Origin of the sequence: Paenibacillus sp. FSL R7-0204 (assembly GCF_038002225.1) — a bacterium.
Classification (GTDB): Bacteria; Bacillota; Bacilli; order Paenibacillales; family Paenibacillaceae; genus Paenibacillus_AQ.
The window spans coordinates 3,687,075-3,712,396 of the sequence record NZ_JBBOCA010000001.1 but is presented as its reverse complement, the minus strand read 5'-3'; the positions used below and the strand labels follow the sequence as shown (position 1 = coordinate 3,712,396).

The following is a 25,322-nucleotide window of genomic DNA, read 5'->3' as shown; positions in this document are numbered from 1 at the left end:
GGATACTTAGTAAACATTTTTATTTATAATGTCTAAGCTACAGTCCGCCTTTGACTTTGTCAACATTTTTATTTAAAATGTAGGGAGTGATATAGCTTCAATAGCTGCAAAAGGAGGGGCACCATGAGCCGGAATCAAATTAAAAAGGATGTCTCCACCAGTACCCGAAGAGCGATCATTAATCTGTTAAAAGAGCGTGGGGGCTTGGATGTTATGACCCTTTCCTCTCAATTTTCACTGTCTGGAATGGCTATTCGCCAACATTTGAATGCACTGAAGGAAGAAGGATTAGTTACGAATGTGGAAGAAGCGCGTCCCATGGGACGGCCCACTAAGTTATGGATATTGACACCCGCGGCTAACCGATTTTTCCCAACCGGATATTCGGACTTATCCATCAGTCTTATTCAGTCGATGAAAGAAGCTTTTGGTAACGAAGGTCTGGACAAGCTGCTGGATGTTCGAAATAAAAAGATGCAGGCACAATATCTCCAGCATCTTGGCACGGCCTCGGATGTTAGAGAGAAATTGGAGAAACTGGCCGAGATTCGAACGAATGAAGGTTATATGGCCGAGGTTAAGGAGCAGGAGGATGGCAGTCTCTTATTCATCGAGAAACATTGCCCGATCTGTGAAGCGGCGGCTGTATGTACCGGGTTATGCAAGAATGAACTGCATTTATTTAAAACCGTTCTAGGGGAGGATGTTCATATTGAACGGGGGGAGTACATTTTAAAAGGAGGAAGAAACTGCATTTACACCGTTAGGCCAAATCAGCCGTAACAACAAAGAGCAACCTCACTAGGAGATTGCTCTTTGTTGTTATTTCAGGCGTGCTTCGTCCGCTCCCATACAGCGGATTCCCGCAATATAGGTATTAATCAGCCGGGTGAGAGTAACATTCAGGTCAAGCGGCATTCCAAATCCGCCTTGATGCTCCAGGGTAGACAATCCATGCAGGATACTCCGTAGTCCACGGACAGCATGCAGATTGCCTTCTTCATCCAAGCCGAACGTGGATATCATTTGGAGGAGGAGCGACAGGATCTTTGCACTCGCCGCCTCCAGAGCGGTGTCCCCCTGTTCGGGTGCTTTTAACGTCGTCTGGTACAGCCCCGGGTGCGCTCTGGTGAATCCGATGTAAGCCTGACTCATCGCATGTACCGCAGCTTCTCCGCTGAGCCCCTCCGTTGCCTCCGATATGACCTCATATAGCTGCTCCAGACCATATACCGCCATCAGTGTACGCAGCCCCGCAAGCCCGTTGATGTGATTATAGAGTGACGGGGAACGGACACCCAGCTTCGCGGCAAGTGCAGCCAGCGTCACTTCTTCCATGCCATATTCATCTGCCAGCTCTGCGGCAGCCAGCACCAGCGTGTGCGTATCCAGGCCTGCTCTAGCCATGTACCCTCTCTCCTCCCTTTAACTGTCCTTCAGCCTCCGCAGCCGCCCGCTTCATCGCCTCTACCGGAGCTATAAGCAGATCACCGTGTCCTATCGCCAGTACAGTTGGGGTAAGATCAATCAGCCTGTAAGCACTGACCAAGGCCTGTTCAGAGCTCCAAGTCGCCATAGCCGGAAAAGGAAACCAGGCCACCTTCTTGCCGGACACCGCCGTGGCCCGGAAGGTCTGGAACGCATCACCAGCGATCAGCGCTCCACTGCGCCGGTCCTGAAAAGACATCGATCCCGGCGTATGTCCGGGAGTGCTGTACGCTGTCAGCGAACCGATGCGATCGCCGTCATGCAGCAGAATGTCGGGGCGGGTTACTATTTTGGCGGGTACACTGCCCTTAATAGGAGTCTGCAGCTCACCGGCTCTTAACGAGCGGTCACCGGCCAACAATGCAGCATCCCGCTCCGAGATATAGACCTTAGCCTCCGGCAGCTGCTTCTTCAAGGCATCAAGCGCCCCGACATGATCCATGTGGCCATGGGTCAGGATGATGCGGGTCAGCGGCTTACCGAGCTTGGCGGACTGATTCAGAATGCCCTGCAGACTGTAAGACATTCCCGCGTCTATAAGTGTAAGCTCCTCTTCTTCTTCGATCAAATAGCAATTCACTGGAAAAATACGCGGCAGCCACGTAAGCTGATGCAAACTGCCTTCTCTTGTCACTCTCATTGCAAATTCCTCCTCAAAACTAATCTTATTAGTTTAAATATAAACTAATAAGATTAGTTTTGCAATAGATATTTACTCATACAAAAGTGAAGGGCTTAGGCAGGGGTGTGGCGACATCCAGTCTCTGCTCCTCACTCCGCGCAATGTGATCGGTTTTTCGATTACATTGAGTCCGCACGCCTTCGCTCCGCGCAATGTAATCGGTTTTTCGATTACATTGAGTCCGCACGCCTTCGCTGTGGTCATACCCCTGTCAAGTAGACAGATGAAAAAAGCTAAGCAGCCAGCGCGTGTCGATACTCAATCGGCGCGCGCTGTTTCAGTTTCGCCTGAAAACGTTGGTAATTGTAAAAGTAGATATACTCCTCAACGGCTTGATGAATCTCTGCTTCTGACTTACACTGGTGAAGGTACAACTTTTCTGTCTTCAGATGCGAAAAGAAGGATTCGATGCAGGCGTTATCCAGGCAGGTTGCTTTGCGAGAGTGGCTGCCCTTGACGCTGAATGCCTCTAATCGTGTGTTGTACGCCTGAGACGTGTACTGAAAGCCTTGGTCCGAATGGAGCACGGCCTCAGACACGTCTCTTTTCCGTGTCCACTGTTCAACGGTATCTAAGACGAGGTTTACGTCGTTTCGCTCCGAGATCTGCCAAGCTACAATCTCATTGTTAAAGAGGTCCTGAATCGCAGACAGATAATAAAAACGGGTGCCGTCTGAGATATATGTGATGTCCGTTACTAGCTTCTGCTGAGGTGCTGTCGCATGAAACTTACGCTTTAATCGGTTCGGGTAGACCACGGAAGGAGTAGAGCCCGCACGACTCCTTTTCTTGCGAATGACAGACTGGATCGATAGCTCTTTCATGAGCCGCCATACCTTCTTGTGGTTGACGAGGTAGCCTGCCTCCCGCAGGGCTGCCTGCATTCGAGGGTACCCGAAATAGGGATGAACCAGGTGAATAGCCACCATATGCTCTTTAATGGCGTGCTCTTGCTCATGGGCATCCATTCGTCGAACCTCTGCACCTCGCCACTTGTAGTAATTTGCCCGCGATACCTCTGCAATGGCTAATAGGCGGGTGATGCCATGTTGGTCACGTAGTTCTTCAATTACGGCGTATTTGTCGTGCAGTCCAAGCTTCCCTCCCTTTACAGATTTGGATACCGCTTTTTTAAGTAGTCCACCTGTGCCTTTAAGTAATCTCGTTCTTCTTCTATACTGGCAAATGTAGAACGTGGACGTCCTTTTAAAGGGCTTGTTGCCCCTTTTTGTGTATCGAGTGGCTCCCCATTCCGATATTTCTTTACCCATACTTTAAGCTGGGTACAGTTCACAATCCCCAACCTGTCGGAGACGACCTTATAGCTCTCACCTCCTGTAAAATAGGCTTGAATAGCCTCTTTCTTGAATGCCTCCGTGTACGATTGAAACACTTGTCCCTTTTTGGCCATACCAAAATCCCCTCCAAGTTCACTCATTTCCTCATGTTAACACATGAGGTTTTTTCGAGTGTCTACTTAAAGGGGATAATACCACTCCGCCCAATATAATCGGTTTTTCGATTACATTGGGTCTGCACGCCCTCACTCCCCATTATCTCCTGAACAGCCAAAAACACCACCCGCTAGTGGATGGTGTCTTGAACGATCAGTGTGATCGAATTTGTCTATTCCCTTCTATGCCCGTCTGTACCTGTCTCCCGGTCAGCCAAACCGGCCCATAATGTACTCCTGCGTCATCTGGTTCTCGGGGTTCGTGAAGACCTTCTCGGTCTTGTCGTATTCCACCAGGGAGCCGAGATAGAAGTAGGCGGTGTAGTCCGAGATCCGCGCGGCCTGCTGCATGTTATGGGTGACGATCACGATGCGCAGCTCTTCCTTCAGCTCCTTGATCAGCTCCTCCACCTTGCCGGTTGATACCGGGTCAAGAGCCGAAGCCGGCTCATCGAGCAGCAGGATCTGCGGGTTGACCGACAGCGCCCGGGCGATACACAGACGCTGCTGCTGTCCACCGGACAGCGCCAGAGCGGAATCCTTCAAGCGGTCTTTGACCTCGTCCCACAGGGCGGCGCGGCGCAGGCTGCTTTCCACGATTTCATCCAGCGCCTGCTTACCCTTGATGCCATGATATTTCGGGCCGAAGGCGATATTGTCGTAGATCGATTTATAGAACGGATTGGGCTTCTGCCAAACCATGCCGATCTTTTGCCGCAGCTTGATTACATCCGTGCCTGTAGCATTGATATCCACACCATCAATCCAGATGCTGCCTTTGGTTGTAGAGCCGGAGATATCGTCATTCATCCGGTTCAGTGAACGAAGAAAGGTTGATTTCCCGCAGCCCGACGGGCCGATCAATGCGGTAACCGTATTCTGTGCAAAAGGAAGGCTAATCCCCTTCACCGCCTCATACGTCCCATAATAAATACTCAGATCCTCCGTTTGAAATGATTCGCGCACCACTGGTTCCGCTATTCCCATCTCTTACTCCTCCTAAAAGTTCTGATAACTTACACGTTCCGACTCTTCTGCGCAAAACTCGCTTCGGAAGCCTGTACCCTCCCTGTGTCTAACAAGCCTAGCTCATTCTCTTGGATGCAGTAAGCTTGCGGTAGATGAATCTGCCGAAATAACGGGCAGCCAGATTGAAGATTAATACGGTCAGCACCAGGACGGCTGAAGCGCCCGCTGCAATCTGAAGTGCATCCGGGGCCAGGCCCTCACTGTTGACCTTCCAGATATGCACCGCCAGCGTCTCTGCCGGACGGAACGGGTTAAGCGGTGAGGAAGGGCTCAGCGGATTCCAGTTGCTGAAGTCCAGGCGCGGGCTGCTCATCCCTGCGGTGAACATTAGCGCAGCCGCTTCGCCGAACACACGACCAGCCGACAGGATCGTGCCGGTGATGATCGTCGGCAACGCTACCGGGAGCAAGACCGAGGTAACGATTTTCCACTTGGATAATCCGAGCGCGAAGCCTGCCTCCTTCTGCTGCTTGGGCACCGTGCGGAAGGCTTGCTCCGTAATACGCACCATCAGCGGAAGGTTGAAGAAGGTTAACGCGAGCGCCCCCGAGATCAGGGAGAACCCGAGATTAAAGGTGTTGACGATCAGCAGGAGACCGAACAGACCCACGATAATCGACGGGAAGGAAGACAATACCTCCACGACCAGACGGATGAAGTTGGTCAGCTTGCCGGGACGGGCATACTCCGCCATGAAGATTCCGGCACCCAGCCCCAGCGGTACGGTGATGATCAAGGTCAGCACCAGCAGGAACAGGGAGTTGAACAGCTGCGGCCCGACGCCTCCGCCTGCGCGGATCTTTTGCGGCGCCGAGGTCAGGAAGTCCCAGCTAATATGACTCATGCCGCGGATCAGGATATATCCGAGTAAGCTAACCAGGATGGCTACGATCAGCAATGCAAAGGTTACGATAACGACTGTGGCTATTTTATTCGCAGTTCTCGGCTTCAAATTTTATTTCTCCTTTCGAGCATTCTCACCAGCAGGACGAATACAAAGGTCATCAGCATCAGCACCAGCGCCATACTCCACAGCGCATTGTTCTGCGGTGAACCCATCGTTGTATTCCCCATGCCCAGCGTGATAACACTGGTAAGTGTGGATGCCGATTCGAACAGGGAGTGAGGCACGAACGGCGCGTTACCGATAACCATCTGCACGGCAAGAGCCTCGCCGAAGGCGCGGGCCATACCAAGGACTACACCCGTCATAATCGCCGGGAAGGTCGTCGGGAGAATAACCCGGGAGATCGTCTGCCAGCGTGTGGCACCGAGCGCAAAGGATGATTCTTTCAAGTTTTGCGGCAATGATGCAAGCGCGTCTGCAGCCACGCTGGTAATCGTCGGCAGAATCATGACCGACAGCACTAGCGCGCCTGCAGCCACCCCGATGCCCTGTCCGGGCAGCGTATCCCGCAGAAATGGAACAATGACGCTTAAGCCTACGAAGCCGTAGACAACCGATGGAATGCCTGACAGCAGCTCGATGACCGGCTGCAGCAGCTTTTTACCCCAGCCCGGCACAATCTCTGTCATGAAGAGCGCCGCGCAGATGCTGAGCGGACTTGCGATAAGCGCAGCCAGCAGGGTAACCAGGAAGGAACCCGAGATGAACGGGAAGGCTCCATAGGAAGGTGTGTCTGCCTCTGGCGACCATTTCGTGCCGAACAGGAATTCTGAGACCTTGACCTCACCGTTAACGAAGTTGGCCACGCCTTTGGAGGCTACGAAATAAACCATGGATATAATGATGACAATGAGCAGCAGCACGCAAAAGGACATATAAATACGTCCGATTAAATTTTCTATATGATGTTTTTCCAGCCGCTTATTAGTTGGTTGTCCCCTCAAGATGCTCCCTCTTTCTAAAGTGAAAAGAGAGGCAGAAGATCTCCGCCTCTAATCACATTAAAGTTTAAATCCAATCCTACCTGTGAACCGGTGAAGCTTATTTAGGTGTTACAGTACCTGCCACATCACGCGATACCTGCATTTTGGAAGCTGGAATGTAGCCAAGCTCGACCACGTCGCCAGTCTGTACTTCATCCGTCAGGAAGTAATCCAGGAACGCTTTTACAGTCTCATTAGGTTCACCGTTAGTGTACATGTGCTCGTAAGCCCATACCGGATATTTACCGGCCACTACGTTGTCTACAGAAGGCTCAACGCCGTCGTAGTTCAAGGTTTTTACAGTATCATCGAGGTAGGACAGAGCCAGATAACCGATCGCTCCCGGTGTTTCGCCGATCATTTTCTTAACTGTACCGGAGGAATCCTCTTGAATCGAGCCTTTGATGTCCTCTGTTTTGGTGCCAAGGGCGAAGCTTTCGAAGGTAGCACGGGTACCTGAGCTTGCCGGACGGTTGATGATCTGGATGGCCTGGTCTGCGCCGCCGACATCTTTCCAGTTCGTGATTTTACCTGTGAAAATATCTACCAGCTGCTGCTTGGTCAAGCTGTCTACGCCTGCCTTCGGGTTGCTCACTGCCGCAATTGCTACAACTGCCACCTGATGATCCTTAAGCTCAGCCGCCTTCGCTGCATCCTTCAGCTTCTCTTCGGCGAATACGTCCGAGTTCCCGATATCGACTTGCTTCTCAGAGACCTGAGTCAAGCCTGTTCCGCTACCGCCGCCTTGAACCTGAATGTCCACGCCGCTGTTCGTTTTCATGAATTCCTCTGCTACCTGCTCTACGAGCGGCTGAAGTGCTGTGGAGCCTGACGCCAAGACTGAACCGCTTAGCTTCGCACCGCTGCTGGATTCTGTGTTTGTAGCAGCCGGTGTATTCCCTCCGTTATTGGTTGTTGCCTTATTTCCCCCGTTGTTGCCGCATGCTGAAAGTGCCAGTACGCTTGTAAGAGTTAAAGCCATGATCCACGATTTTTTGAATTGCATTGTTTTTTTTCCTCCTAAAGGTTTTGTGAGTGTCTGCTGCGTTCCATCTGCTTCGTACAAAACTCACTTGGGAAGCATTATTGCTTTTCTATCAGCGTCTCTTCTGACTCTTCTTATTCTAGGGCCCGTTCGTTAGATAAAAGTACTGAGTTTGTAAACCGGAGGATAAAAGTTATAATATAAATTGAATTATTGAATAGATAAAATCTATATCGGAACAACAATATCCCCGGAGGAATCTTCATGAACCTTGTAAAGCTGCAAATCTTAGTTCTCATCGAAAAATATAAAAAAGTTACGGATGTAGCCGCCGAGATGAACCTTAAGCAGCCTACCGTCTCCTTCCATATGAAAAGTCTGGAGAGTGAGCTTGGCGCTTCCCTCTTCCAGTACCGGAGCGGACGGGTCCTGCTGACGGATGCCGGACGCGCCTTGTATCAATATGCGGTCCGCATTGTCTCGCTAAGCGCAGAGGCCGAGCGGACGGTCAAACAGTTCACCTCGCTCGCCTCGGGGAATCTGGAGCTTACCGCCAGCGATATCCCTGCCAGTTATCTTGTGCCCAAACTGCTGTCTCAATTCACACAGCATTATGACGGGATCGATGTCTATTTGTCCGTGCTGCCGGATGACGCCATCCGGGAACGTCTGCGCAGCCGGGAGATCCAGCTCGCCGTGCTGCACAGTACTGAGGGCCAAGACGATACCTTCCATACGCAAGTGATTGCTGAAGAGGAGACGGTGCTGGTCTTTTCGCCGGAGCATCCCTTTGCGGGGGAGCAGGAGCTGACCGCCCAAGCCGTAGCACGCGAGCCTTGGGTCCAGCATGAAGCCGCCTCCTTCCTGCGCGGAATCTCCGACCAGTGGGCACAGCTTAATAATGTAAGGGTATGGAACCATGCGGTGCTGGGCTCGCCGGAGGCAGTCAAGGGGATGCTCTACACAGGGCGTATGGTGGGCGTGTTCTCCCGCTCCGGAATTGAGACTGAAGTATCGGCAGGCCGTCTGGCCTACGCGAAGCTGCCGGGAATCCTTCCGGCTGACGGGTCTTTTGTGCTGGCTTGGCGCAAGGACTATACGCTGTCTCCGCTCCAGCAGGCTTTTGCCGGGATGGCGTCAGGTTCTGCACAAATAAACGGTATCCCCGAAGCGCCTGTGTAACTGCGCTAACGGGGATACCGTGTGATGGTGAACCTTATTATCTTTTGACAGCGACCAGGGTGAAGGTCTTGGGAATTCCCTTATCGTACACATCCGACGACAGGTTGGGTTCCTCCACCAGCTCCTTAATCACCAGTCCGCTGGCAGCGGCAGCAGTAACCAGCTCGCCCAGCGTCCAGCGCCGCCAGTAGACGACATTCGGCTTGTCCGCCTCCGATGCTCCTCCTGAAGAAGGCATGTATTTGGAATAGGACACCTGCTTCTCTTCAAGCGCCGTATCGAAATAATCCCCGCTCACCTTATGCTTGCGTACCTTAGCCGTCGACCCCTTGGAGGAGATCAGCTTGGTCGTTACCGGATGGAAATCCCGCAGAACGAACGTCCCGCCCGGTGCCAGCAAGCGGTATGCCGTAGCCATGAACGGAGCCAAATCCGTAAAATAGTGAACAATCCCCATTTCGGCAAAAACCGTATCATAAGAGCCGTTAAGATGCGCTTCCGGCAGCTCCAGGACATCTGACACGATATAGTCAAGCTGCACCCCAGCCGCCTGCGCAAGTTCACCGGCATAACGGGCATTAGCCTCCGAGAAATCCGCTACAGTCACCTCAGCGCCCAGCAGTCCAAGCGCCACCGCCTTCATGCCGTTAGAGCCCATCAGATTCATGATCCTCCGGCCCTTCACTTCACCGAGATAGGTATTCAGCGGATACAGCTTTCCCGCAGGGTCCCTGAGCAGCTTCTCCGCAGCCTCCGCAGGGGTTCCGAACCGGCTGGTCCAGGCCGCATAGGTATCCTCATTCCACAGCTCCTCGCTTGTAGGTGCCGCCTCCTTATTGAGGCCATCCGGTTCATTCTGATTAGGTTCATTCATTGCTTTCGTTACCCCTTTATCTATGTTCTATAAAATATAATCAAAATCGCCTAGGAAGCGTTCGGCAGAGACTGCCGGAGCTTCTGCGCTTTCCTGCGCCCGGCATACAGATAGCCGCCCAGCCCGGCCATGACCAGCACGCCGCCCGCCCACTGCAGGCCGCTAAGCTGCTCACCCAGCAGCAGGAACGCTAGAATGCTCGCGCCGACAGGCTCCCCCAGGATATTCATCGACACAGTAGTCGCCGACGTATATTGCAGCAGCCAGTTGAACAGGATATGGCCGAAGACGGTCGGCACCACCGCCAGCAGGACGAAGATTCCCCATTCCCGGGCCGGATAATCGAAGAACGGTATGCCGGTCACGAGATTGTAGACGGCAAATACGATGGCCGCAGCGATAAATACAATCAGGCTGTACAGATAGGACGGCATACGCGCCACCAGCTTTTGTCCAAGCAGCATATGAGCCGCTACCGCTATCGTCCCGCCAACCGACAGCATGTCGCCCTTCAGATTCTCAGACGATAAGCCAATGTCTCCCCAGCCTATAAAGGTAACGCCGAAGATAGCAATCGCCATCCCCAGGATGGCAAAGATTGAGTTACGCTCTTTATACAGTATGTACGCACCAAGCATAATGAATAACGGCTCCAGCGCCATAATCATCGTCGAGCTGGCCACCGAGGTATAATTCAGCGAACCCATCCACAGCAGAAAATGTAGGGCAAGCATAACACCGGACACTCCCAGCAGCAGCCAGTCCTTCCGCCGCAGCTGAAAGAGTGCGCCGCTATAGGGACGGGCGAACGGCAGCATCAGCAGCGAGGTGAACAGCAGGCGGTACATCCCTTGGACCGATACGGGCGCGGAGGACCATTTAATGAAGATAGAAGAAAAAGAAATGGCCACAATTCCGATTACCATCAAGAGAGGCACGGGAACGGGCGGTTTATTGGTACGCATGACAGAACGCCCCTTCATAGGATGTAAGACTCATTATGTTAATTTAACGTAAATCGGCGAAAAAAGCAGCATTTTTTCGTGTTTAACGCAAAACTAAGGCACAGAATCCGCCTTTGACGGGTCCCGTGCCTTATAATTGTTCAAATATAAGAAATTATATGTTTCACACAATAACTTATCCTTCTATTTCTCGCTGAAACGGTACCGTCCTATAAAAGGACGGCAAAGCCGTTTCCACTTGTCCTTATCCATGCAGCAGCGGAGAATACATCATCAGCGCGTGGTTCTCGGCCACCGCTTCGTCACCGGCCAGCTCTCCGCTATGCGTCAGCACTCTGCGCCGGATCGCGTTGCGGCGGATATACCCGCCCCACAGCTCCAGGCTGATACGGTGCCCATCTTCATAGACTTCGTAATGGTAAAGCTGCTGTCCTGCACAGCGCCATTCCCCGTGCAGATGAGTCTCATCCAGATGCAGCTTAAGCTGATAAGCGTGCTCTGTATCATTGCGCAGCTGGAGATCCAGATAATTATAGGCACAGGTAGCCCCGCTCCCAAAGGGCTGGGTCCGCTGCTCATCCGGAAAGACATCATAGCTGTGCCGGTGCCGCTCGGTAACCGTCAGCGGCGTATGCAGTGTCATCCAGTAGATCAGATTGGACAATTGACAGAGACCGCCGCCTGTGCCGGAACGGAACCCGCCATAATGGAGCACCATTCCGTCCAGGTATCCCTTTCTTCTCGTAGGCTTGCCAATCCTGCGCCAATAAGAGAAGCTCTCGCCCGGTTGAATAACAAGCCCGTCCAGCTTCGCAACCGCGAGCCTCAGGTTCACGATTTTGTTGTGCTGAAGCTGCATATCCACATTGCGCAATTTGCGCAAGAGCGGTGTCGCGTGGCTGGCCGCCTGGTAAGGCAGGGCTTCACTGCGCTGTTCTGTAGCCAGACGTCCGCTGGCTGTGATCCATTTCCAGTATCTCTTCCAGGTAAAATACCGCTTGCCTGCAAACAATCGCAGCTTGGAACGCCGGATGGGCTTCATGGCCTGCATCGTCATTCTGATTCCTCCCCCGTATAGCAATTCTGCTGGAACTATAAATTATAATTAACCCATCATTCCGGTAATTTAACAGATATCACCAGGATAAGCGTTGCGAGCGGCCCCAGCAGTAACGACAACAGGAACCAGTTCATTCCGCTGCGGTTCTTCCCTTGCGCCAGTCCGGCATTAATCAGGGCCAGCGTTCCCCAGCCTGCGTAATAACCATTCTCCATTCTTAATTCCCCCTCTGTTCCTGCAAATAGTAAAAAGACCGGACCTCCCTGCTCAGGAAGCCCAGTCTCCAGTATACCTAATCCTTATGAGAAAATCTTACTTTCCCCGCTTATTATGCCATATCAGGGCATGCAGCTGCGGCAGCACCCGTGCACGGTTCATCTGAGGATCGGCAATCACCCGCTCGAACAGCCATTCCAGCCGCCCCAGCAGACGGCCTGAGATGTCGCCTTCCTCGGTGACGTTATCGTTGCCCGGCTGTAGGAACAGCGGGACCTCAGGGTACCTGAAGTGTACCTTGCGGGCATATTCATAATCCTCCTGGTTAAAAACAACCACCTTCAGGCTATGTGCGGCCTTGCCGTTATCAGCGACTCTATGCATAATCTCATCCAGCTTATCCCAGTCCGTCTGCATCCCGGAGCTGGGCGGCTTGGGGCTGATCGTCAGCACATCCACCTCATGGAACCAATCCTGCCATCGGCTGCCCTGCGTCTCAATCGCGGCCTGGATGCCGCGTTCGTGGAGCAGGGAGATGAATTCTCCCATCGCCTCCCCGATCAGCGCCGGGTTCCCCCCGGAGATGGTGACACAATTGAAGTTCTCCCCGGCCAGCTCCAGCAGCCCGGAGAGAATCTCCTGCGGCGTATGCATCGTCACTCTATCCTTGGCCGAGCCATCCCAGGTGAAGGCGGAATCACACCAGCCGCAGCGGTAGTCGCAGCCGTAGGTGCGGACGAACATCGTTTTGACACCAATGACCGCGCCTTCCCCCTGAATCGTCGGGCCGAACATTTCAATCACAGGGATTCTACTCATGATCGCAGCCACCATACAGCCGGTAAGCCGGTCCCTCCTGGGGAATATCTGCTGCCAGCACTTCAGCCCAAGAGGTAGGAGTCTCCCATAGCTTGACTGAGTAGACCGGCAGCGCCGCCCGTTTCAGCTCATAGGCAATGTAGGCAGACAGATTCTCTGCTGTGGTGCGGAAGGAGAGCAGCGCAACTTTGGAGCCTGTCGCCATCAGTGTCTCCAGCACAGGCTCATTGCCCATCGCCAGAAAAGCATGATCCAGCCGCCCAACCACCACCTCCTGCACAGCCGCTTTAATATCGCTGAAATCGATAACGAACCCTTCATCCGACTGTCCTTCCTCTACGGACGGCACACCCTTCAGCACTACCTCCAGCTTGTAGGTATGCCCATGCAGATTGCTGCATTTCCCCTTGTGTCCGATGAGCTGATGGGCGGCGTCGAAGGTGAATATTTTGCAGACGGCTACTTCGCCCCGCATTATAGTCCCGCCTCATGACGCTCTGCCTCATATTGCTCCAGACCGCGCTGACGCAGGAGACATGCCGGACAGGTGCCGCAGCCGCTGCCAATGATTCCGTTATAACAGGTCAAGGTCTGCTCCCGGACATAATCGAACTGGCCCAGCTCGTCTGCCAGCTTCCAGGTTTGCTTCTTGTCTAGCCACATCAGCGGGGTATGAATGACGAACTCCACATCCATCGACAGATTAAGCGTGACATTCAGCGACTTCACGAACACATCGCGGCAGTCCGGATACCCGCTGAAGTCCGTCTGGCAGACCCCGGTGATAATATTGGAGTAGCCGAGCTGCTTGGCCAGAATGGCCGCGAAGGATAAGAACAGCAGGTTACGTCCATCTACGAACGTGCTGGGCAGCTCTTCACCCTCGCCTGCGGTAATTTCAATATCCTCCCGCGTCAAGGCGTTCGGAGCAAGCTGGTTCAGCAGCCCCAGGTCCAGAATATGCTGCTTCACGCCGAACCTCGCGGCAATCGCCTTGGCGACTTCAATCTCGGCCGCATGGCGCTGATTATAATTGAACGTGACCACCTGAACCTCCTGGAATTCCTGCAATGCCCACGCCAGGCAGGTCGTGCTGTCTTGGCCGCCGCTGAAGACGACTAATGCTTTTCTATTTACCATACTGATCTCTCCTCCTGATTGCTCTGCGAAGCTGGTTCCTGCGGATTAACGGTTGTCCACTTTCTCGGGATACAGGTCATGATTCATCAGCCGGTGCTCGGCCATCGCCTCATATTTGGTTCCCGGACGCCCCCAGTTGCAGTAAGGATCGATGGAAATGCCGCCGCGCGGCGTGAATTTGCCCCACACTTCGATATAACGCGGCTCCATCAGCGAGATCAGATCATTCATAATAATGTTGACACAGTCCTCATGGAAATCCCCATGATTGCGGAAGCTGAACAGATAGAGCTTCAGTGACTTCGATTCCACCATTCGGATATCAGGAATGTACGAGATATACATCACCCCGAAATCCGGCTGACCGGTCACGGGACACAGGCTGGTGAACTCGGGACAGTTGAATTTGACGAAATAATCGCGGCCGGGATGCTTGTTATCGAACGCCTCCAGAATCCCCGGATCATAGCCGAACTTGTACTGCGTGCCTTGGTTGCCCAGCAGGGTAACCTCCTGCATTTCCTCTTGCATTCTGCCTTCTGACATGACAAAAAACCCCTCTCTTTTCCCTAGGCTCATGGCCTGAACTGGAAAGAAGAACGAGATTTCGAAAACCTGGCTCTACTAAAAATAGCTTAGTTTTTTATAGAGGGAGTTCGCGAACCTCTCCTGCGCGCGGCGCAGATTCCTTCTTTATCTTGGTGCGTCTTGAACTATACCATGATTGCAGCGGGCTTGACAACCCTCACAGCTGATCCAGAATCAGCGAGCACAGCAGTCCCATCGCAGCGATGAACCCCGTGAGCGGCCCCCCTTCTTCGTAGGCTTCAGGCATCATGCTGGAGGACACCATGGCAATAATTCCTCCTCCGGCAAAAGAGGCAATCACCGCTTCCGTATAACTGCTTGCGTGATCCATGAACGCATACCCCGCCCCTGAGGCCAGTGTGGAGATAGCGAGTACGCCGAGCCACAGCAGCATAATCTTGCCTTTGCCATAGCCGTCCTGCTTCAGTCCAGCCGTGCTGGACAAGCCCTCGGGAATATTGCTGATGAAGATGGCAATGACTAACAGTACGCTAACGCCTTGACCCGCAATGAGACTTGCGCCGATCATGATCGATTCAGGAATCGCATCCAGTACCGTTCCGGCAAAAATAGCCAGACCTCCGCCCTTGGCATCGCCCTTCCCTGAAGACGCTCTGGCTGAGCGCTTGCGTCCGGCTCCGCCCTTTCGCGAGATCAGCCAGTCAAACAGCGTGAACACCAGTGCTCCGGCGGTGAACCCGATAATCGTCGGGGCCAGCCCGCCTTCACTGGCAGAATCCTCTAGCAATTCATACGCCGCCGCGCCAATCAGCACCCCGGTACCGAACGCCATGATGAAGCCGATCAGCTTGCTTTTAATCCGCAGGAATAAGGCCAAAAGAGCGCCAATCAAGACCGCCGAGCCGGAGACTGCGCCCCATAATAATGCGTTCCCCATTGGATTCACCTTCTTACTAAGATATTGGCATCCTTACAATGCATAAGAATAGTTTACACACGAATGAAGGAAGGCAAACACCCTGCATAGTACAATTAATATATATATGGACAGCAAATTGTTCGGATTCAATTGCATTGAAAGGGGTAACTTAGAATTAACAATCTCTATTAACCGAAGGATGGGATCATACTATGGAAGCAAACGTACAGAAGCTTATCGATTGGCTGGAAGCCCGTAAGGACACAACGCTTGTCATCGAAAAACGGGAGCTGGATGATCTCGACACCGTCCATTTCAAGCTGGAGACCGTAGACTACCGGAACGCTGACGATGTCATTGATAATTATCTGGATAGTGCGGTCATTCTGCGCGGTACAGGCAGTACCCTGAATGCCGATGGAGAGCTGGTGCCCCTGCCGCAGCCGGGATATGAGCTGGCCGTAAGCGGGCTGCAGCTTCAAGAAGTGTCCGAAGCCAAGGTGGATCTGCAGACGAGCCGGGCGAAATATTCGCTGGCCGTAAGCTGATTATCCGGTGGCTCCGGCCGTAAGAATCTAAAGAGGGTGCAGGTCTAAGCCTACATTCCGGCTTAGGACTGCACCCTCTTTTCAAATATAAGAATTTATGTTTTTCACGCTATAAATTATCCTTCTATTTCTCGCCGAAACGGCATCGTCCTTTAAAAGGACGGCAAAGTCGGTTAAACTTGGCAAAAACTATCGTCTATAGTTCTTCCCCGATAATCTCCACTTCCGTCTCCAGCTCCACATCGAACTTGTGCTTCACCGCTGAGCGTACATGCTGGATCAATCCGATATAATCGCTGGCTGTCGCGTTGTCGGCGTTGATAATGAAGCCCGCATGCTTGCGTGAGACCTCAGCGCCGCCGATGCGCGTCCCCTGGAGTCCGCTCTCCTGAATCAGCTGCCCCGCGAACCGGCCCGGCGGCCGCTTAAATACACTGCCGCAGGACGGATACTCCAGCGGTTGCTTCGATTCCCGCAGATAGGTTAACTCATCCATGGACGCCTTAATCGCGGCAGGATCGCCTGGCAGAAGCTTGAATCTCGCCTCCAGTACAATATATTGTCCGCTGGCGAAGATGCTGCTGCGGTATCCCCATTGCAGCTGATCGCTGTGCAGGGTGAGGAGATGGCCTTTCCGGTCGATCACGAGCGCACTGTCCAGCACATCCTTCACTTCACCGCCATAAGCTCCGGCATTCATATACAATGCCCCGCCTACCGTGCCCGGGATGCCGCAGGCGAATTCCAGACCAGTCAGCTTCTGCTCCAGCGCATAGCTTGAGACATCGATAATCTTCGCCCCGCACTGCGCATAGAGCAGCCCGTCACGGATGCCCATCCCGGACAGATCCGAGGTCTGGAGCACGATGCCGCGGATGCCTCCGTCCCGGATAATGACATTGGAGCCGTTGCCGAGAATCGTAAGCGGGATCTGATGATCCTGGGCATAAGCATAGATGCTCTGGATCTCTTCATATGTAACAGGAGCAGCCAAAATATCTGCTTCGCCGCCCATGCGGGTATAGACCAGATTCTTAAGGCTCTCCCGGCGTTTCAGTGAGCCTGCTGTAACAAGCGGCTGCAAATCCTCATATATGTTGTCAATATTCATTCTTCATGCTCCTAACTCTATAAACAAGATAATGGTCGTGCTCGCTGCCGGTTAATTACGGCTTCAGCAACCACAACTTTAACAACGAACAGGCTCCCTTGTCAATGACAGGAGCCTGTTACGAAGCTGCATACAGCATTATTATGTTTCGAAATTCCCAATTATACCCTATTCGCCAGCCGCTCCTCCTCCTACAGCCCGGCTGCTTTGTACGCAGCCAGCTCATAAGGCAAACACAGCGGCACACCTGTACGCGGATCAGGTACAATATCCGCCTCAATGCCGAATACCTCACGCAGCACCGCCGGTGTCATTACCTCGTTCGGAGCGCCTTCGCTGATCACATTGCCGGATTTGATCGCTACCATGTGCTGTGCGTAACGGGAGGCATGGTTCAAATCATGGACAACCATAATGATCGTCCGGCCTTCCTGCTCATTCAGCTTCTGCAGCAGCTGAAGCACCTCCAGCTGATGGGCCATATCCAGGAAGGTCGTCGGCTCATCAAGGAACAGAATATCTGTCTGCTGTGCCAGTGCCATGGCGATCCAGGCCCGCTGCCGCTGTCCGCCGGAGAGGCGGTCAATCGGCCGGTCACGGAATTCATTCATGCCGGTCAGCGCAATCGCATCGGCAATAATGCTGCGGTCTTCAGGCGTCAGGCTGCCGAAGCCCTTCTGATGCGGATACCGTCCATACCCTACCAGCTCAGATACCGTTAAGCCGTCCGGGGCAGTAGGATTCTGCGGCAGAATCGCCAGCTGGCGGGCCACCTCTTTGGTGGAGAGATTGTGAATAGACTTCCCGTCAAGCATGACACTCCCGCTCTTCGGCTTCATGATCCGGGCCATTGTCTTCAGAATCGTGGATTTCCCCGAGCCGTTCGCCCCGACAAGCGCCGTAATCTTCCCTGTCGGAAGCGACAGGTTCAGCCCCTTCACAATCATAGTCTCCGCATATCCGATGCTCAGCTGCTCTGTATTTAAACGTTCCGACATGATAACACTCCTCGTATAAATGTAATGGAGCAAGGCTCCTCTATTATAATTTAGCTATAAAACAGACAAGCTCATTTATTGCTTATAGATTGATGATATTGATTCTCATTATCTCTGTCAACTAAAACGTAAAAACGGCCGCCTCCGCATGAAGCAGAAACAGCCGTCTTCCTATAATCTTCTATATTATTTATGCAGATGGAAAGGAACCGTGGCGATGACAATGTCCTTCTGATTCATCAGATATGAACGGATGAACAAGCTGGTCTGATTATGCAGCACCGCCTGCCACCAGTGCTTGGTCACGAATTGCGGAATCAGGACGGTAATATGATCCGTTGAAGAGGTCTTCCACTCTACTGTATCGATGAACTTCACCAGCGGGCGGATAATGCTGCGGTAGCGGGAACGCAGGACGATCAGGCGTACGCCGGGGTTCCACTCCTCCCACTTCTGCTCCATCTTGTGAATCTCTTCTTCATCGAAACCTACATATACAGCGACCACATTATCCGTCAATGACTTCGCATAGCTGATCGAATGCAGTACAGCGCGGGTCACACCGGCGACCGGAACGACTACGGTGCTTCCTTTGATACAAGGCTTATCGGTTGCCGGACAAATCCGCAGCTGATCGGCAATATTCATATAATGACGGTGAATCCGGTGGAACACGATAATGACGACCGGCAGGAAAATGAAGGCCATCCACACGCTGGAGAATTTGGTGATGATGAAGATCATGGTGATCGTTAACGTGGTGAGCATCCCGACCGTATTCACGGCGAACTTGCTCTGCCAGCCTTGCGGCTTCGTTCTGTACCATTGGACCATCATGCCTAGCTGCGACAGCGTGAACGGAATGAATACCCCTACTGCATATAATGGGATGAGTCCTTCTGTATTCCCGTGAAATGCCGCTACCAGCACTGCCGACATCACGCCGAGGAAAATAATACCGTTGGAGAAGCCCAGCCGGTCGCCGCGCACCATGAAGGCATGGGGCAGATATTTGTCTTTGGCGAACATGAACGCCAGCAGCGGGAAGGCTGAGTACGCCGTGTTGGCTGCCAGAAACAGGATAACCGCAGTAATCCCCTGGATGAAGAAGTACAGTCCGCCGCGCCCGAAGGTAGATTCGGTAATCTGTGAGACCACGGTAGCCTTCTCATCGGGCATGATGCCGTACCAGTAAGCGAGCAGCGTAATGCCCGTGAACATCACCCCGAGAATGAGGCCCATGAGCATCAGCGTTTTAGCTGCATTTTTCTCCGCCGGTGCTTTGAAGTTAGGAATGGCATTGGAGACTGCCTCAACCCCGGTCAGAGCCGAACAGCCGGAGCTGAAGGCCTTCAGCAGCAGGAACATACTCACGTTCGATACCGCCGAGCCAATCTCAGGAACGTGGGCATGGGCGCCGCCGGTCATATATTTGAAGACCCCCGAGATGATGAGCACGAAGATGGAAACAACGAACAGATAGACAGGGATGGCGATGAACGAAGCCGATTCGGTCACCCCGCGCAGATTAACAATCGTTAAGAGTACGATAACAGATACCGCTATGAGGACACTATGATTATGCAGATTTGGAAAAGCTGAAGTGATCGCATCTGTCCCCGCCGAGGCGCTTACCGCCACCGTCAGAATGTAATCCACCAGCAGCGAGCCGCCGGCCAGAAGCCCCGTATGCACCCCAAGATTGGTTTTGGCTACAATATAAGCACCTCCGCCCTGCGGATAAGCGAATATCGTCTGCCGGTAGGACAGGATCAGAATGGCCAGCAAGCCCAGTACGGCTAATGCGATTGGCAAGGAGTACCAGATAGCGGTGAATCCGGCGGCCACCAGTACAATCAGAATTTGTTCTGTTCCGTAGGCTACAGACGAGAGTGCATCAGAAGACAGGACAGCCAGTGCTTTCACCTTGGATAACTTTTCATGATCGAGTTCGTTCGACTTCATCGGACGCCCGATCAATAGTCGTTTAACCTTGCTTACCATTGTAGTAACAGTTCCTCTCTTGGTTAAGTTGAAACGGGCTTTCCCTGCGCTGTTTTCATAAGTGGATTTCATAAATGCAGGCACCAAAATAAGCATACGGAAATGATCCGCATGCCTTCGAGTGCATGGTCATTATCCCACTGCTGGCTTACGAGGTTAGCTGGCGGATTCGGACTGTGGTAGCCCTACGGTTACAGCCCTTGCGGCCTGCTCCGATTCACCCCTTTTGGCCTTGGCCAAAGTGTGGTTCCCCCGTTTTTCCTTCCGGAAAATTCAGCGCATATTCAACTTCTCACAAGGACTAATATTAAGCTACAATGCGACTTCCGTAAAGCGTGGAAACAAATGAAAAAAGAATGAAAAGCACTCAAAACAACCAAATTCATCATCCGGTATGTCTTGATCTTTCATTCTCTTTCATTATCCCTTTAACACGTGATTTTACAGGGTTTTTGTATATTATTTTTCACTAAAATTAAGGGCATTCTCTTCTCTTCCTTCTGCCCCTCAGCTTCTTACTCCGCTGGCTCCTCTTTGCGTCCTGTCCAGAGCAGAATGGAGATTAAGGCAAAGGCTATAAGTGCAAGCAGAGGGACCGTTACAAATCCGAACCAATTCAGATAATCCTTGTTGCACGGTACGCCGATGGTGCAGGGAAGCACCTTGCTGAGCGCCGGAATTTTCTGCTCTGCATAATGATAAATAGAGATACAGCCGCCGATCAGACTAAGAGGAAGCACATAAGGAATGATCCGCTTGTCCGCCCGGTAGGTGGCGATCCCCAGCAGGAACAGCTGCGGGTACATGAAGATCCGCTGGAACCAGCACAGCTTGCAGGGCTCGTAATGCAGGACCTCACTGAGATACAGGCTGCCCGCTACAGCTACCACACAGACGAACCAGGCCAAGTACAGACAATTACGCCGGCAGAAGGCAGAGAAGGCGGTCATTGGGCGGCCCCTGTTCCCGCTGCTGCTGCCTGAATCTGGGCGTCAATCGCCTCCATATTGAACGGCTCTTTCACCTTGATGCCGTTCACGAACAGGGATGGCGTATTCGTTACGCCTGTATCGGTGCCCAGCTTAATATCCCGGTCCAGCTCCTTCTCATAGGTACGGTCATCAATATCCTTGCGCATCAGGTCATAATCCACCGGCAGCTCCAGCTGCTTGGCAAGACTCACCATGAAGTCAGGTGTAGCCCACTCCTTATCTTCATTTCCCTGATTGGCATAGATCGCATCGAAATACTTCCAGAACGCTTCCTGGTTCTGATGATACACCGATAACGCTGCCAGGGAGGCCGTTCTGGAATCCGTGCCGAGGAAGGCCAGATTCACGAAATAGAAGGCTGCTTTATTTTGGTCCACATAACCTTGAACGATCTGCGGTTTGATCACACCGGTGAACTGGGCGCAAGCCGGGCATTTGAAATCGCCGAATTCCACAATTTTGACCGGAGCATCCTCCTTGCCAAGCCGCATCATTTCGCTGTAATTGAAGGCAACCGGCTTACTGTCTGTACCGGCAGGCGAAGAGTCCTTCGAAGCCAGCATGAATAAGCCTACAAAAATAATAACGACAATAGCTACCGTACTCACGATCAGAATTCTCGTTTTCTGCTTCTGCTGTTCCTGCTCTGCCCTGCGCTTCTCCTGCTTGCTCATCTGGGGAGCCATGACATTGTTCTTTTTTGTTTTGCTCAAAGAGAGTTCCTTTCCGTCCTCAGGACTGTCGTGATAAAAGAATAGTTACTTTCAAATTATATAATGTTAACTCTCTTGTTGGCAATCGCTGTCTTATACGGCTTCGTTCTCGTCTGCTGGCTCCCCTTCCCCGGTATCCTTGCCGAAGAATATCTCCGGGGAATGCTCCTGCGACTGCAGCTTAATCCTGAAGAAGAATTGTGTGCCGCCACCCTCTGCCGGTTCTGCCCAGATCTCCCCTTGCATCAGGTCTACCAGCTTCTTGCAGATCGCAAGACCCAGACCCGTGCCGGGGTATTTGCGGGTATGCGACCCGTCCACCTGGGAGAAGGACTGGAAGAGCAGCTGAAGCTTATCCGGGGAGATACCAATGCCGGTGTCGCGCACCATGAATTGCAGCGCCTGAGCGGTCTCCCTGACGCCATAGGACTCCACCTTCACCGTTACCGTACCGGATGGCGTGAATTTCACCGCATTGCCGATCAGATTGATCAGAATCTGGCGGACACGCGCAGCATCCCCGGTGAACTTGTCGGGAAGCCCCTCTTCGATTACAAGCTCCAGAGATAACGGCTTGTCTTGTGTGCTCACCGTGAACAGATCCATACAACCTTGGAGCAAAGCCTTCAGCCCGAAAGTATCTTTGTTCAGCAAGAGGCCATCCGCCTCTAGCCTGGAGATATCGAGAATATCGCTCATCACATGCAGCAGAGCGTGGCTGCTTGTACTCTGAAGCCGCAGGAGCTCCAGATGCTCAGGATTGCTGATCTCCTCGGCCAGCAGCTGGTTGACGCCGATAATGCCGTTCAGCGGTGTGCGGATCTCATGGCTCATCGTGGCCAGGAACTCGCTTTTCATCGTCACAGCACTCTCCGCAGCATCCCTCGCCTCCAGCAGCTCATACTGATACTTCATCAGGGCAGTCACATCCTCGGCCACGATATAGACCCACTGCTCCGTATGATGCAGCAAAGGAAAGACGGTGACACTACAGATCAGCTGCTCCCCGCCTTTGCTCCGGACCTTCAGCTCCAGCTTGGAGGACTGCCCCCGTGAAGCACGCGTTATGGCATCCCGTACAGCCGCTTCATCCCGTTCGCTGTACAGTATCGCCTTATAATTCCCCAGTTCTTCGCTACTATATCCGGTAATGTCCCGCAGAGCAGGATTAGCACTGATAATCTTCTTGCGAGCAGGATCAATGCAGATCACCATATCAGGGTTATGCTCGAACAGCGCAGTATAGCGCTGCTCATTGAAGGCCGCTGACTGGAGCACCCGCTGCCGGTCCCTGTACAGCAGAGCAAGGACGATCGACACAATGAACAGGAAGGAGCCGCAGAGGATCATTCCCAGTATCGAATCCTGCAAATAGAGCACGTGTGCGGCTGCACTGGATGGTGCTCCCAGAGGGAATGAAGCGCCCGCCATGGCAGCGTAATGGATGCCTGTGAACGCGCCGGTCAGGGTCAGGACAAGCAGCAGCTTTTTGAAGCTAAACATATTGTAGGCCTGCTCCAGCCACTTCGGATCATAGGATGCGGTGACCACCGGGACGATCAGAGCGAACAATACCGCCAGTGTAATAGAGAAGGCGCCTTGCTCATACGTTGCCGTTAGTCTCATCGACAGAATACCGCTGAAATGCATAATCAGGATGCCGCTGCTGAACAAGAGACCGCCCAGAGCCAGGTAGACCCTGCTGCGGGTGTGCGGGTTATTCAGCATAACTAACAGCATATAAGAAGCTGCCACGGGAATCACTAAAGAGAACGCCAGTAATGGCAGATTATATGATACCGGAACGGCCATATCCATTGCGCGCATCCCGATGAAATGCATGCTCCACAGGCCTGTGCCAAGCACCAGGGAGATGAGCAGGATGAACCGGGAGCTCCGCTGGCCGCGAAGCAGACGTTCCGTCAGATCGAGCGCCGTGAAGCAGGAGAGAAAGGCTATCGCAACCGACAAGAGGACAAGCAGATCATTGTATGTGTTAAAAGGATGCTCCAACACTCCCGCCCCTTTCTTGAAACGGATAGATTACATGTATTTACACTTCCTTACCCGCCTTAAATCCGGCCGAATCGCAGAAAGCCCAGAAGCATTCATCCTTATAATGACAAAAAATCTTATAATAACAAAAAAGCATAGCGCTATAGTAGCGCCATGCTCATATTGTATGCAGCAACTTATGCTCCGGCTTCTTCCGTCAATAACTGCAGCTTCAGCAGCTTAATCCGGGAAATCCGCTTATTATCGGTTTCTTCGACCACGAATAAATGATTGTCGAACTCAATGGACTGGCCCTTTTGCGGCGGATTGACCTCCAGCTTGGAATACAGCCAGCCGCCGATCGTATCATAATCATCAGTCTCCATATGGATTCCGAGCTTGTCATTAATCTCTTCAATCAGCATCAGTCCGTCAACGGAGAACTCATCCTCTCCCAGCTGCTCAATGCCGGGCCGCTCCTCGTCGAACTCATCCTGAATCTCCCCGACAATCTCTTCCATAATATCCTCCAGTGTAACCATCCCCGAGGTGCCGCCGTACTCATCAATAAGAATGGCGATCTGGGTCTTGGCACGCTGCATGACTTTCAGGAGGCTGCTGATCTGAATCGATTCCGGTACCGTCAATATCGGACGGATCAGTTCATTATAGCCCGGCGCCTTCTCCCGGATCATATCCTTAATATGAATGAAGCCGAGAATATGGTCCTTGTCTCCGTCACAGACCGGATAACGGGTTCTCATGCCATCGAAGGCAATCTCCAGATTCTCCTCCGTCTCCAGATGTGTGTTCAGACAGATCATCTCGGTACGCGGAATCATAATCTCCCGGGCCATCGTGTCGGCAAATCCAAAAATATTATCCACCAGCGTCATTTCTGTGTTGTCGATCAAGCCGCTTTTGTTACTCTCCTGCATCAGAATGCGGATTTCTTCCTCCGTATGCGCAGTAGCCAGCTCAGAAGCCGGCGTCAGACGGAAGATCCGCAGCAGTCCCCGGGCCAGCCCGTTAACCACCCAGATAAATGGAAACATGATCCGGTAGAAAACGTTCATCGGTCCCGCAGTTAACAAAAGCACTGCCTCAGCCTTGTTCACAGCAATGGTCTTCGGTGCAAGCTCGCCGAGTACGATATGGAGAACCGTGATGAACATGAAGGCAATAATCAGAGAGATGACAAATACAGTGGTTTCATCAAAACCCAGACCTCTGACCAGCGGCCCCACAATCGTAGCCACGGCCGGTTCTCCGAGCCAGCCCAGTGCAAGTGAAGCAAGGGTTACCCCAAGCTGGCAAGCCGACAGAAATCCATCCAGATTATGAACGATATTCCTTGCGGCCAGCGCTCTCTTGCTGCCTTCCTCAATCAGCGATTCGATGCGCCCGATGCGCACCTTCACCATTGCATACTCCACCGAAACGAAAAAACCGTTAAGCAGCACAAGCAAAATAATAAGTCCTACATGTAATATACCAGGTAAAGGGTCGCTCAATGTATACTCCTATCCACCGTAATCTGTACGGCTGGATAGGCCCACCTCCTTCGTTTGCTCAAAATGTCAGACTCGATTACGCTAAGAGAACCCTTGCGTATCAATTCCCCAATGCCCTCATCTCCTATACAAAATCACGGATTATAAATAATACTTTCATTATATAAATATATTAGGTGAAACAGCAAGCATGCGT

27 protein-coding genes and 2 riboswitches are annotated in these 25,322 nt (G+C 52.5%); of the genes, 3 read left to right on the top strand and 24 right to left on the bottom strand.

The window, feature by feature from the left end; genetic code table 11:
- Window positions 1-123: 123 nt before the first annotated feature.
- The gene (locus MKX42_RS16525; RefSeq protein ID WP_340753434.1) at window positions 124-783 is read left to right on the top strand and encodes a helix-turn-helix transcriptional regulator; all 660 of its coding nucleotides are present in this window, start codon (window positions 124-126) and stop codon (window positions 781-783) included.
- 39 nt (window positions 784-822) lie between these two features.
- Here MKX42_RS16525 and MKX42_RS16520 read toward each other — a convergent pair whose 3' ends face one another.
- The 8 genes from MKX42_RS16520 to MKX42_RS16490 form a co-directional block, all read right to left on the bottom strand.
- Window positions 823-1,407: a TetR/AcrR family transcriptional regulator gene (locus tag MKX42_RS16520; protein ID WP_340753433.1), complete on the bottom strand. Its 585-nt coding sequence runs from the start codon at window positions 1,405-1,407 to the stop codon at window positions 823-825.
- Complete coding sequence (locus tag MKX42_RS16515; protein WP_340753432.1) at window positions 1,400-2,128, bottom strand: MBL fold metallo-hydrolase; 729 nt, start codon at window positions 2,126-2,128, stop codon at window positions 1,400-1,402. The genes MKX42_RS16520 and MKX42_RS16515 overlap by 8 nt, the downstream gene beginning before the upstream one ends.
- 275 nt (window positions 2,129-2,403) lie before the next feature.
- Complete coding sequence (locus MKX42_RS16510; protein WP_445669363.1) at window positions 2,404-3,357, bottom strand: IS3 family transposase; 954 nt, start codon at window positions 3,355-3,357, stop codon at window positions 2,404-2,406.
- Complete coding sequence (locus tag MKX42_RS33435) at window positions 3,279-3,581, bottom strand: transposase (RefSeq protein WP_445669297.1); 303 nt, start codon at window positions 3,579-3,581, stop codon at window positions 3,279-3,281. The genes MKX42_RS16510 and MKX42_RS33435 overlap by 79 nt, the downstream gene beginning before the upstream one ends.
- Window positions 3,582-3,833: 252 nt before the next feature.
- Entirely contained in the window at window positions 3,834-4,610 is a 777-nt protein-coding gene (gene pstB, locus MKX42_RS16505; RefSeq protein WP_036695365.1) for a phosphate ABC transporter ATP-binding protein PstB, read from the bottom strand.
- A 97-nt stretch (window positions 4,611-4,707) separates the two neighbouring features.
- A complete protein-coding gene (gene pstA / locus MKX42_RS16500; RefSeq protein WP_340753431.1) occupies window positions 4,708-5,604 on the bottom strand; it encodes a phosphate ABC transporter permease PstA in 897 nt (298 codons plus the stop codon).
- Window positions 5,601-6,434 (bottom strand): phosphate ABC transporter permease subunit PstC, encoded by an 834-nt coding sequence (gene pstC, locus MKX42_RS16495; protein WP_445321785.1) that lies wholly within the window; start codon window positions 6,432-6,434, stop codon window positions 5,601-5,603. The genes pstA and pstC overlap by 4 nt, the downstream gene beginning before the upstream one ends.
- 166 nt (window positions 6,435-6,600) lie before the next feature.
- Window positions 6,601-7,548: a phosphate ABC transporter substrate-binding protein PstS family protein gene (locus MKX42_RS16490; RefSeq protein WP_340753429.1), complete on the bottom strand. Its 948-nt coding sequence runs from the start codon at window positions 7,546-7,548 to the stop codon at window positions 6,601-6,603.
- A 243-nt stretch (window positions 7,549-7,791) separates the two neighbouring features.
- Here MKX42_RS16490 and MKX42_RS16485 point away from each other — a divergent pair, with 243 nt between their 5' ends.
- Window positions 7,792-8,709 (top strand): LysR family transcriptional regulator, encoded by a 918-nt coding sequence (locus tag MKX42_RS16485; protein WP_340753428.1) that lies wholly within the window; start codon window positions 7,792-7,794, stop codon window positions 8,707-8,709.
- 37 nt (window positions 8,710-8,746) lie between these two features.
- Here MKX42_RS16485 and MKX42_RS16480 read toward each other — a convergent pair whose 3' ends face one another.
- The 9 genes from MKX42_RS16480 to MKX42_RS16440 form a co-directional block, all read right to left on the bottom strand.
- Window positions 8,747-9,583: a class I SAM-dependent methyltransferase gene (locus MKX42_RS16480; RefSeq protein WP_340753427.1), complete on the bottom strand. Its 837-nt coding sequence runs from the start codon at window positions 9,581-9,583 to the stop codon at window positions 8,747-8,749.
- A gap of 50 nt (window positions 9,584-9,633) precedes the next feature.
- Window positions 9,634-10,548 carry a DMT family transporter gene (locus tag MKX42_RS16475; protein WP_340753426.1) on the bottom strand — a complete coding sequence of 305 codons (915 nt, stop codon included), beginning with the start codon at window positions 10,546-10,548 and terminating at the stop codon, window positions 9,634-9,636.
- 244 nt (window positions 10,549-10,792) lie between these two features.
- Window positions 10,793-11,605 carry a VanW family protein gene (locus MKX42_RS16470; RefSeq protein WP_340753425.1) on the bottom strand — a complete coding sequence of 271 codons (813 nt, stop codon included), beginning with the start codon at window positions 11,603-11,605 and terminating at the stop codon, window positions 10,793-10,795.
- A 56-nt stretch (window positions 11,606-11,661) separates the two neighbouring features.
- Complete coding sequence (locus MKX42_RS16465) at window positions 11,662-11,823, bottom strand: hypothetical protein (RefSeq protein ID WP_340753424.1); 162 nt, start codon at window positions 11,821-11,823, stop codon at window positions 11,662-11,664.
- 97 nt (window positions 11,824-11,920) lie between these two features.
- Window positions 11,921-12,643, bottom strand: coding sequence for a 7-carboxy-7-deazaguanine synthase QueE (queE, locus tag MKX42_RS16460; protein ID WP_340753423.1), 723 nt, complete (start codon window positions 12,641-12,643; stop codon window positions 11,921-11,923).
- A complete protein-coding gene (locus MKX42_RS16455; protein WP_340753422.1) occupies window positions 12,636-13,118 on the bottom strand; it encodes a 6-pyruvoyl trahydropterin synthase family protein in 483 nt (160 codons plus the stop codon). The genes queE and MKX42_RS16455 overlap by 8 nt, the downstream gene beginning before the upstream one ends.
- Window positions 13,118-13,783: a 7-cyano-7-deazaguanine synthase QueC gene (queC, locus tag MKX42_RS16450; RefSeq protein ID WP_340753421.1), complete on the bottom strand. Its 666-nt coding sequence runs from the start codon at window positions 13,781-13,783 to the stop codon at window positions 13,118-13,120. The genes MKX42_RS16455 and queC overlap by 1 nt, the downstream gene beginning before the upstream one ends.
- Before the next feature lie 45 nt (window positions 13,784-13,828).
- The gene (queF, locus tag MKX42_RS16445; RefSeq protein ID WP_036726570.1) at window positions 13,829-14,329 is read right to left on the bottom strand and encodes a preQ(1) synthase; all 501 of its coding nucleotides are present in this window, start codon (window positions 14,327-14,329) and stop codon (window positions 13,829-13,831) included.
- A gap of 83 nt (window positions 14,330-14,412) precedes the next feature.
- Window positions 14,413-14,456: riboswitch (PreQ1 riboswitch) on the bottom strand.
- Between the two features lie 72 nt (window positions 14,457-14,528).
- Window positions 14,529-15,269, bottom strand: coding sequence for a ZIP family metal transporter (locus MKX42_RS16440; protein WP_340753420.1), 741 nt, complete (start codon window positions 15,267-15,269; stop codon window positions 14,529-14,531).
- A gap of 194 nt (window positions 15,270-15,463) precedes the next feature.
- Between MKX42_RS16440 and MKX42_RS16435 the strand changes: the two genes are divergently transcribed.
- Window positions 15,464-15,799, top strand: coding sequence for a hypothetical protein (locus MKX42_RS16435; RefSeq protein WP_340753419.1), 336 nt, complete (start codon window positions 15,464-15,466; stop codon window positions 15,797-15,799).
- A 196-nt stretch (window positions 15,800-15,995) separates the two neighbouring features.
- On the opposite strand, the gene murB is transcribed toward MKX42_RS16435, so the two are convergent.
- The 7 genes from murB to MKX42_RS16400 all read right to left on the bottom strand — a co-directional run bounded on the left by murB (window position 15,996) and on the right by MKX42_RS16400 (window position 25,126).
- Complete coding sequence (gene murB / locus MKX42_RS16430) at window positions 15,996-16,910, bottom strand: UDP-N-acetylmuramate dehydrogenase (RefSeq protein WP_340753418.1); 915 nt, start codon at window positions 16,908-16,910, stop codon at window positions 15,996-15,998.
- A gap of 191 nt (window positions 16,911-17,101) precedes the next feature.
- Complete coding sequence (locus MKX42_RS16425) at window positions 17,102-17,908, bottom strand: ABC transporter ATP-binding protein (protein WP_340753417.1); 807 nt, start codon at window positions 17,906-17,908, stop codon at window positions 17,102-17,104.
- A gap of 186 nt (window positions 17,909-18,094) precedes the next feature.
- Window positions 18,095-19,912: an APC family permease gene (locus tag MKX42_RS16420; RefSeq protein WP_340753416.1), complete on the bottom strand. Its 1,818-nt coding sequence runs from the start codon at window positions 19,910-19,912 to the stop codon at window positions 18,095-18,097.
- Between the two features lie 129 nt (window positions 19,913-20,041).
- Window positions 20,042-20,201: riboswitch (cyclic di-AMP (ydaO/yuaA leader) on the bottom strand.
- A 226-nt stretch (window positions 20,202-20,427) separates the two neighbouring features.
- Window positions 20,428-20,862 carry a disulfide oxidoreductase gene (locus MKX42_RS16415; RefSeq protein WP_340753415.1) on the bottom strand — a complete coding sequence of 145 codons (435 nt, stop codon included), beginning with the start codon at window positions 20,860-20,862 and terminating at the stop codon, window positions 20,428-20,430.
- Window positions 20,859-21,617 carry a DsbA family protein gene (locus tag MKX42_RS16410; protein WP_340753414.1) on the bottom strand — a complete coding sequence of 253 codons (759 nt, stop codon included), beginning with the start codon at window positions 21,615-21,617 and terminating at the stop codon, window positions 20,859-20,861. Before MKX42_RS16410 ends, MKX42_RS16415 begins: the two co-directional genes overlap by 4 nt.
- 93 nt (window positions 21,618-21,710) lie before the next feature.
- Window positions 21,711-23,630 (bottom strand): sensor histidine kinase, encoded by a 1,920-nt coding sequence (locus MKX42_RS16405; RefSeq protein WP_340753413.1) that lies wholly within the window; start codon window positions 23,628-23,630, stop codon window positions 21,711-21,713.
- Between the two features lie 179 nt (window positions 23,631-23,809).
- Window positions 23,810-25,126, bottom strand: a complete 1,317-nt coding sequence (locus tag MKX42_RS16400) for a hemolysin family protein (protein ID WP_340753412.1) — start codon at window positions 25,124-25,126, stop codon at window positions 23,810-23,812.
- Between the last annotated feature and the right edge of the window lie 196 nt (window positions 25,127-25,322).

Coding starts and splice junctions, on each gene's coding strand:
- queE (WP_340753423.1), bottom strand. CDS start 12,643: ATGAGTAGAATCCCTGTGATTGAAATGTTCGGCCCGACGATTCAGGGG.
- pstB (WP_036695365.1), bottom strand. CDS start 4,610: ATGGGAATAGCGGAACCAGTGGTGCGCGAATCATTTCAAACGGAGGAT.
- queF (WP_036726570.1), bottom strand. CDS start 14,329: ATGTCAGAAGGCAGAATGCAAGAGGAAATGCAGGAGGTTACCCTGCTG.
- MKX42_RS16490 (WP_340753429.1), bottom strand. CDS start 7,548: ATGCAATTCAAAAAATCGTGGATCATGGCTTTAACTCTTACAAGCGTA.
- MKX42_RS16420 (WP_340753416.1), bottom strand. CDS start 19,912: ATGGTAAGCAAGGTTAAACGACTATTGATCGGGCGTCCGATGAAGTCG.
- MKX42_RS16440 (WP_340753420.1), bottom strand. CDS start 15,269: ATGGGGAACGCATTATTATGGGGCGCAGTCTCCGGCTCGGCGGTCTTG.
- MKX42_RS16435 (WP_340753419.1), top strand. CDS start 15,464: ATGGAAGCAAACGTACAGAAGCTTATCGATTGGCTGGAAGCCCGTAAG.
- MKX42_RS33435 (WP_445669297.1), bottom strand. CDS start 3,581: ATGGCCAAAAAGGGACAAGTGTTTCAATCGTACACGGAGGCATTCAAG.
- MKX42_RS16455 (WP_340753422.1), bottom strand. CDS start 13,118: ATGCGGGGCGAAGTAGCCGTCTGCAAAATATTCACCTTCGACGCCGCC.
- MKX42_RS16485 (WP_340753428.1), top strand. CDS start 7,792: ATGAACCTTGTAAAGCTGCAAATCTTAGTTCTCATCGAAAAATATAAA.
- murB (WP_340753418.1), bottom strand. CDS start 16,910: ATGAATATTGACAACATATATGAGGATTTGCAGCCGCTTGTTACAGCA.
- MKX42_RS16480 (WP_340753427.1), bottom strand. CDS start 9,583: ATGAATGAACCTAATCAGAATGAACCGGATGGCCTCAATAAGGAGGCG.
- queC (WP_340753421.1), bottom strand. CDS start 13,783: ATGGTAAATAGAAAAGCATTAGTCGTCTTCAGCGGCGGCCAAGACAGC.
- pstC (WP_445321785.1), bottom strand. CDS start 6,434: ATGTCCTTTTGCGTGCTGCTGCTCATTGTCATCATTATATCCATGGTT.
- MKX42_RS16515 (WP_340753432.1), bottom strand. CDS start 2,128: ATGAGAGTGACAAGAGAAGGCAGTTTGCATCAGCTTACGTGGCTGCCG.
- MKX42_RS16525 (WP_340753434.1), top strand. CDS start 124: ATGAGCCGGAATCAAATTAAAAAGGATGTCTCCACCAGTACCCGAAGA.
- MKX42_RS16470 (WP_340753425.1), bottom strand. CDS start 11,605: ATGACGATGCAGGCCATGAAGCCCATCCGGCGTTCCAAGCTGCGATTG.
- MKX42_RS16425 (WP_340753417.1), bottom strand. CDS start 17,908: ATGTCGGAACGTTTAAATACAGAGCAGCTGAGCATCGGATATGCGGAG.
- MKX42_RS16475 (WP_340753426.1), bottom strand. CDS start 10,548: ATGCGTACCAATAAACCGCCCGTTCCCGTGCCTCTCTTGATGGTAATC.
- MKX42_RS16465 (WP_340753424.1), bottom strand. CDS start 11,823: ATGGAGAATGGTTATTACGCAGGCTGGGGAACGCTGGCCCTGATTAAT.
- MKX42_RS16415 (WP_340753415.1), bottom strand. CDS start 20,862: ATGACCGCCTTCTCTGCCTTCTGCCGGCGTAATTGTCTGTACTTGGCC.
- MKX42_RS16520 (WP_340753433.1), bottom strand. CDS start 1,407: ATGGCTAGAGCAGGCCTGGATACGCACACGCTGGTGCTGGCTGCCGCA.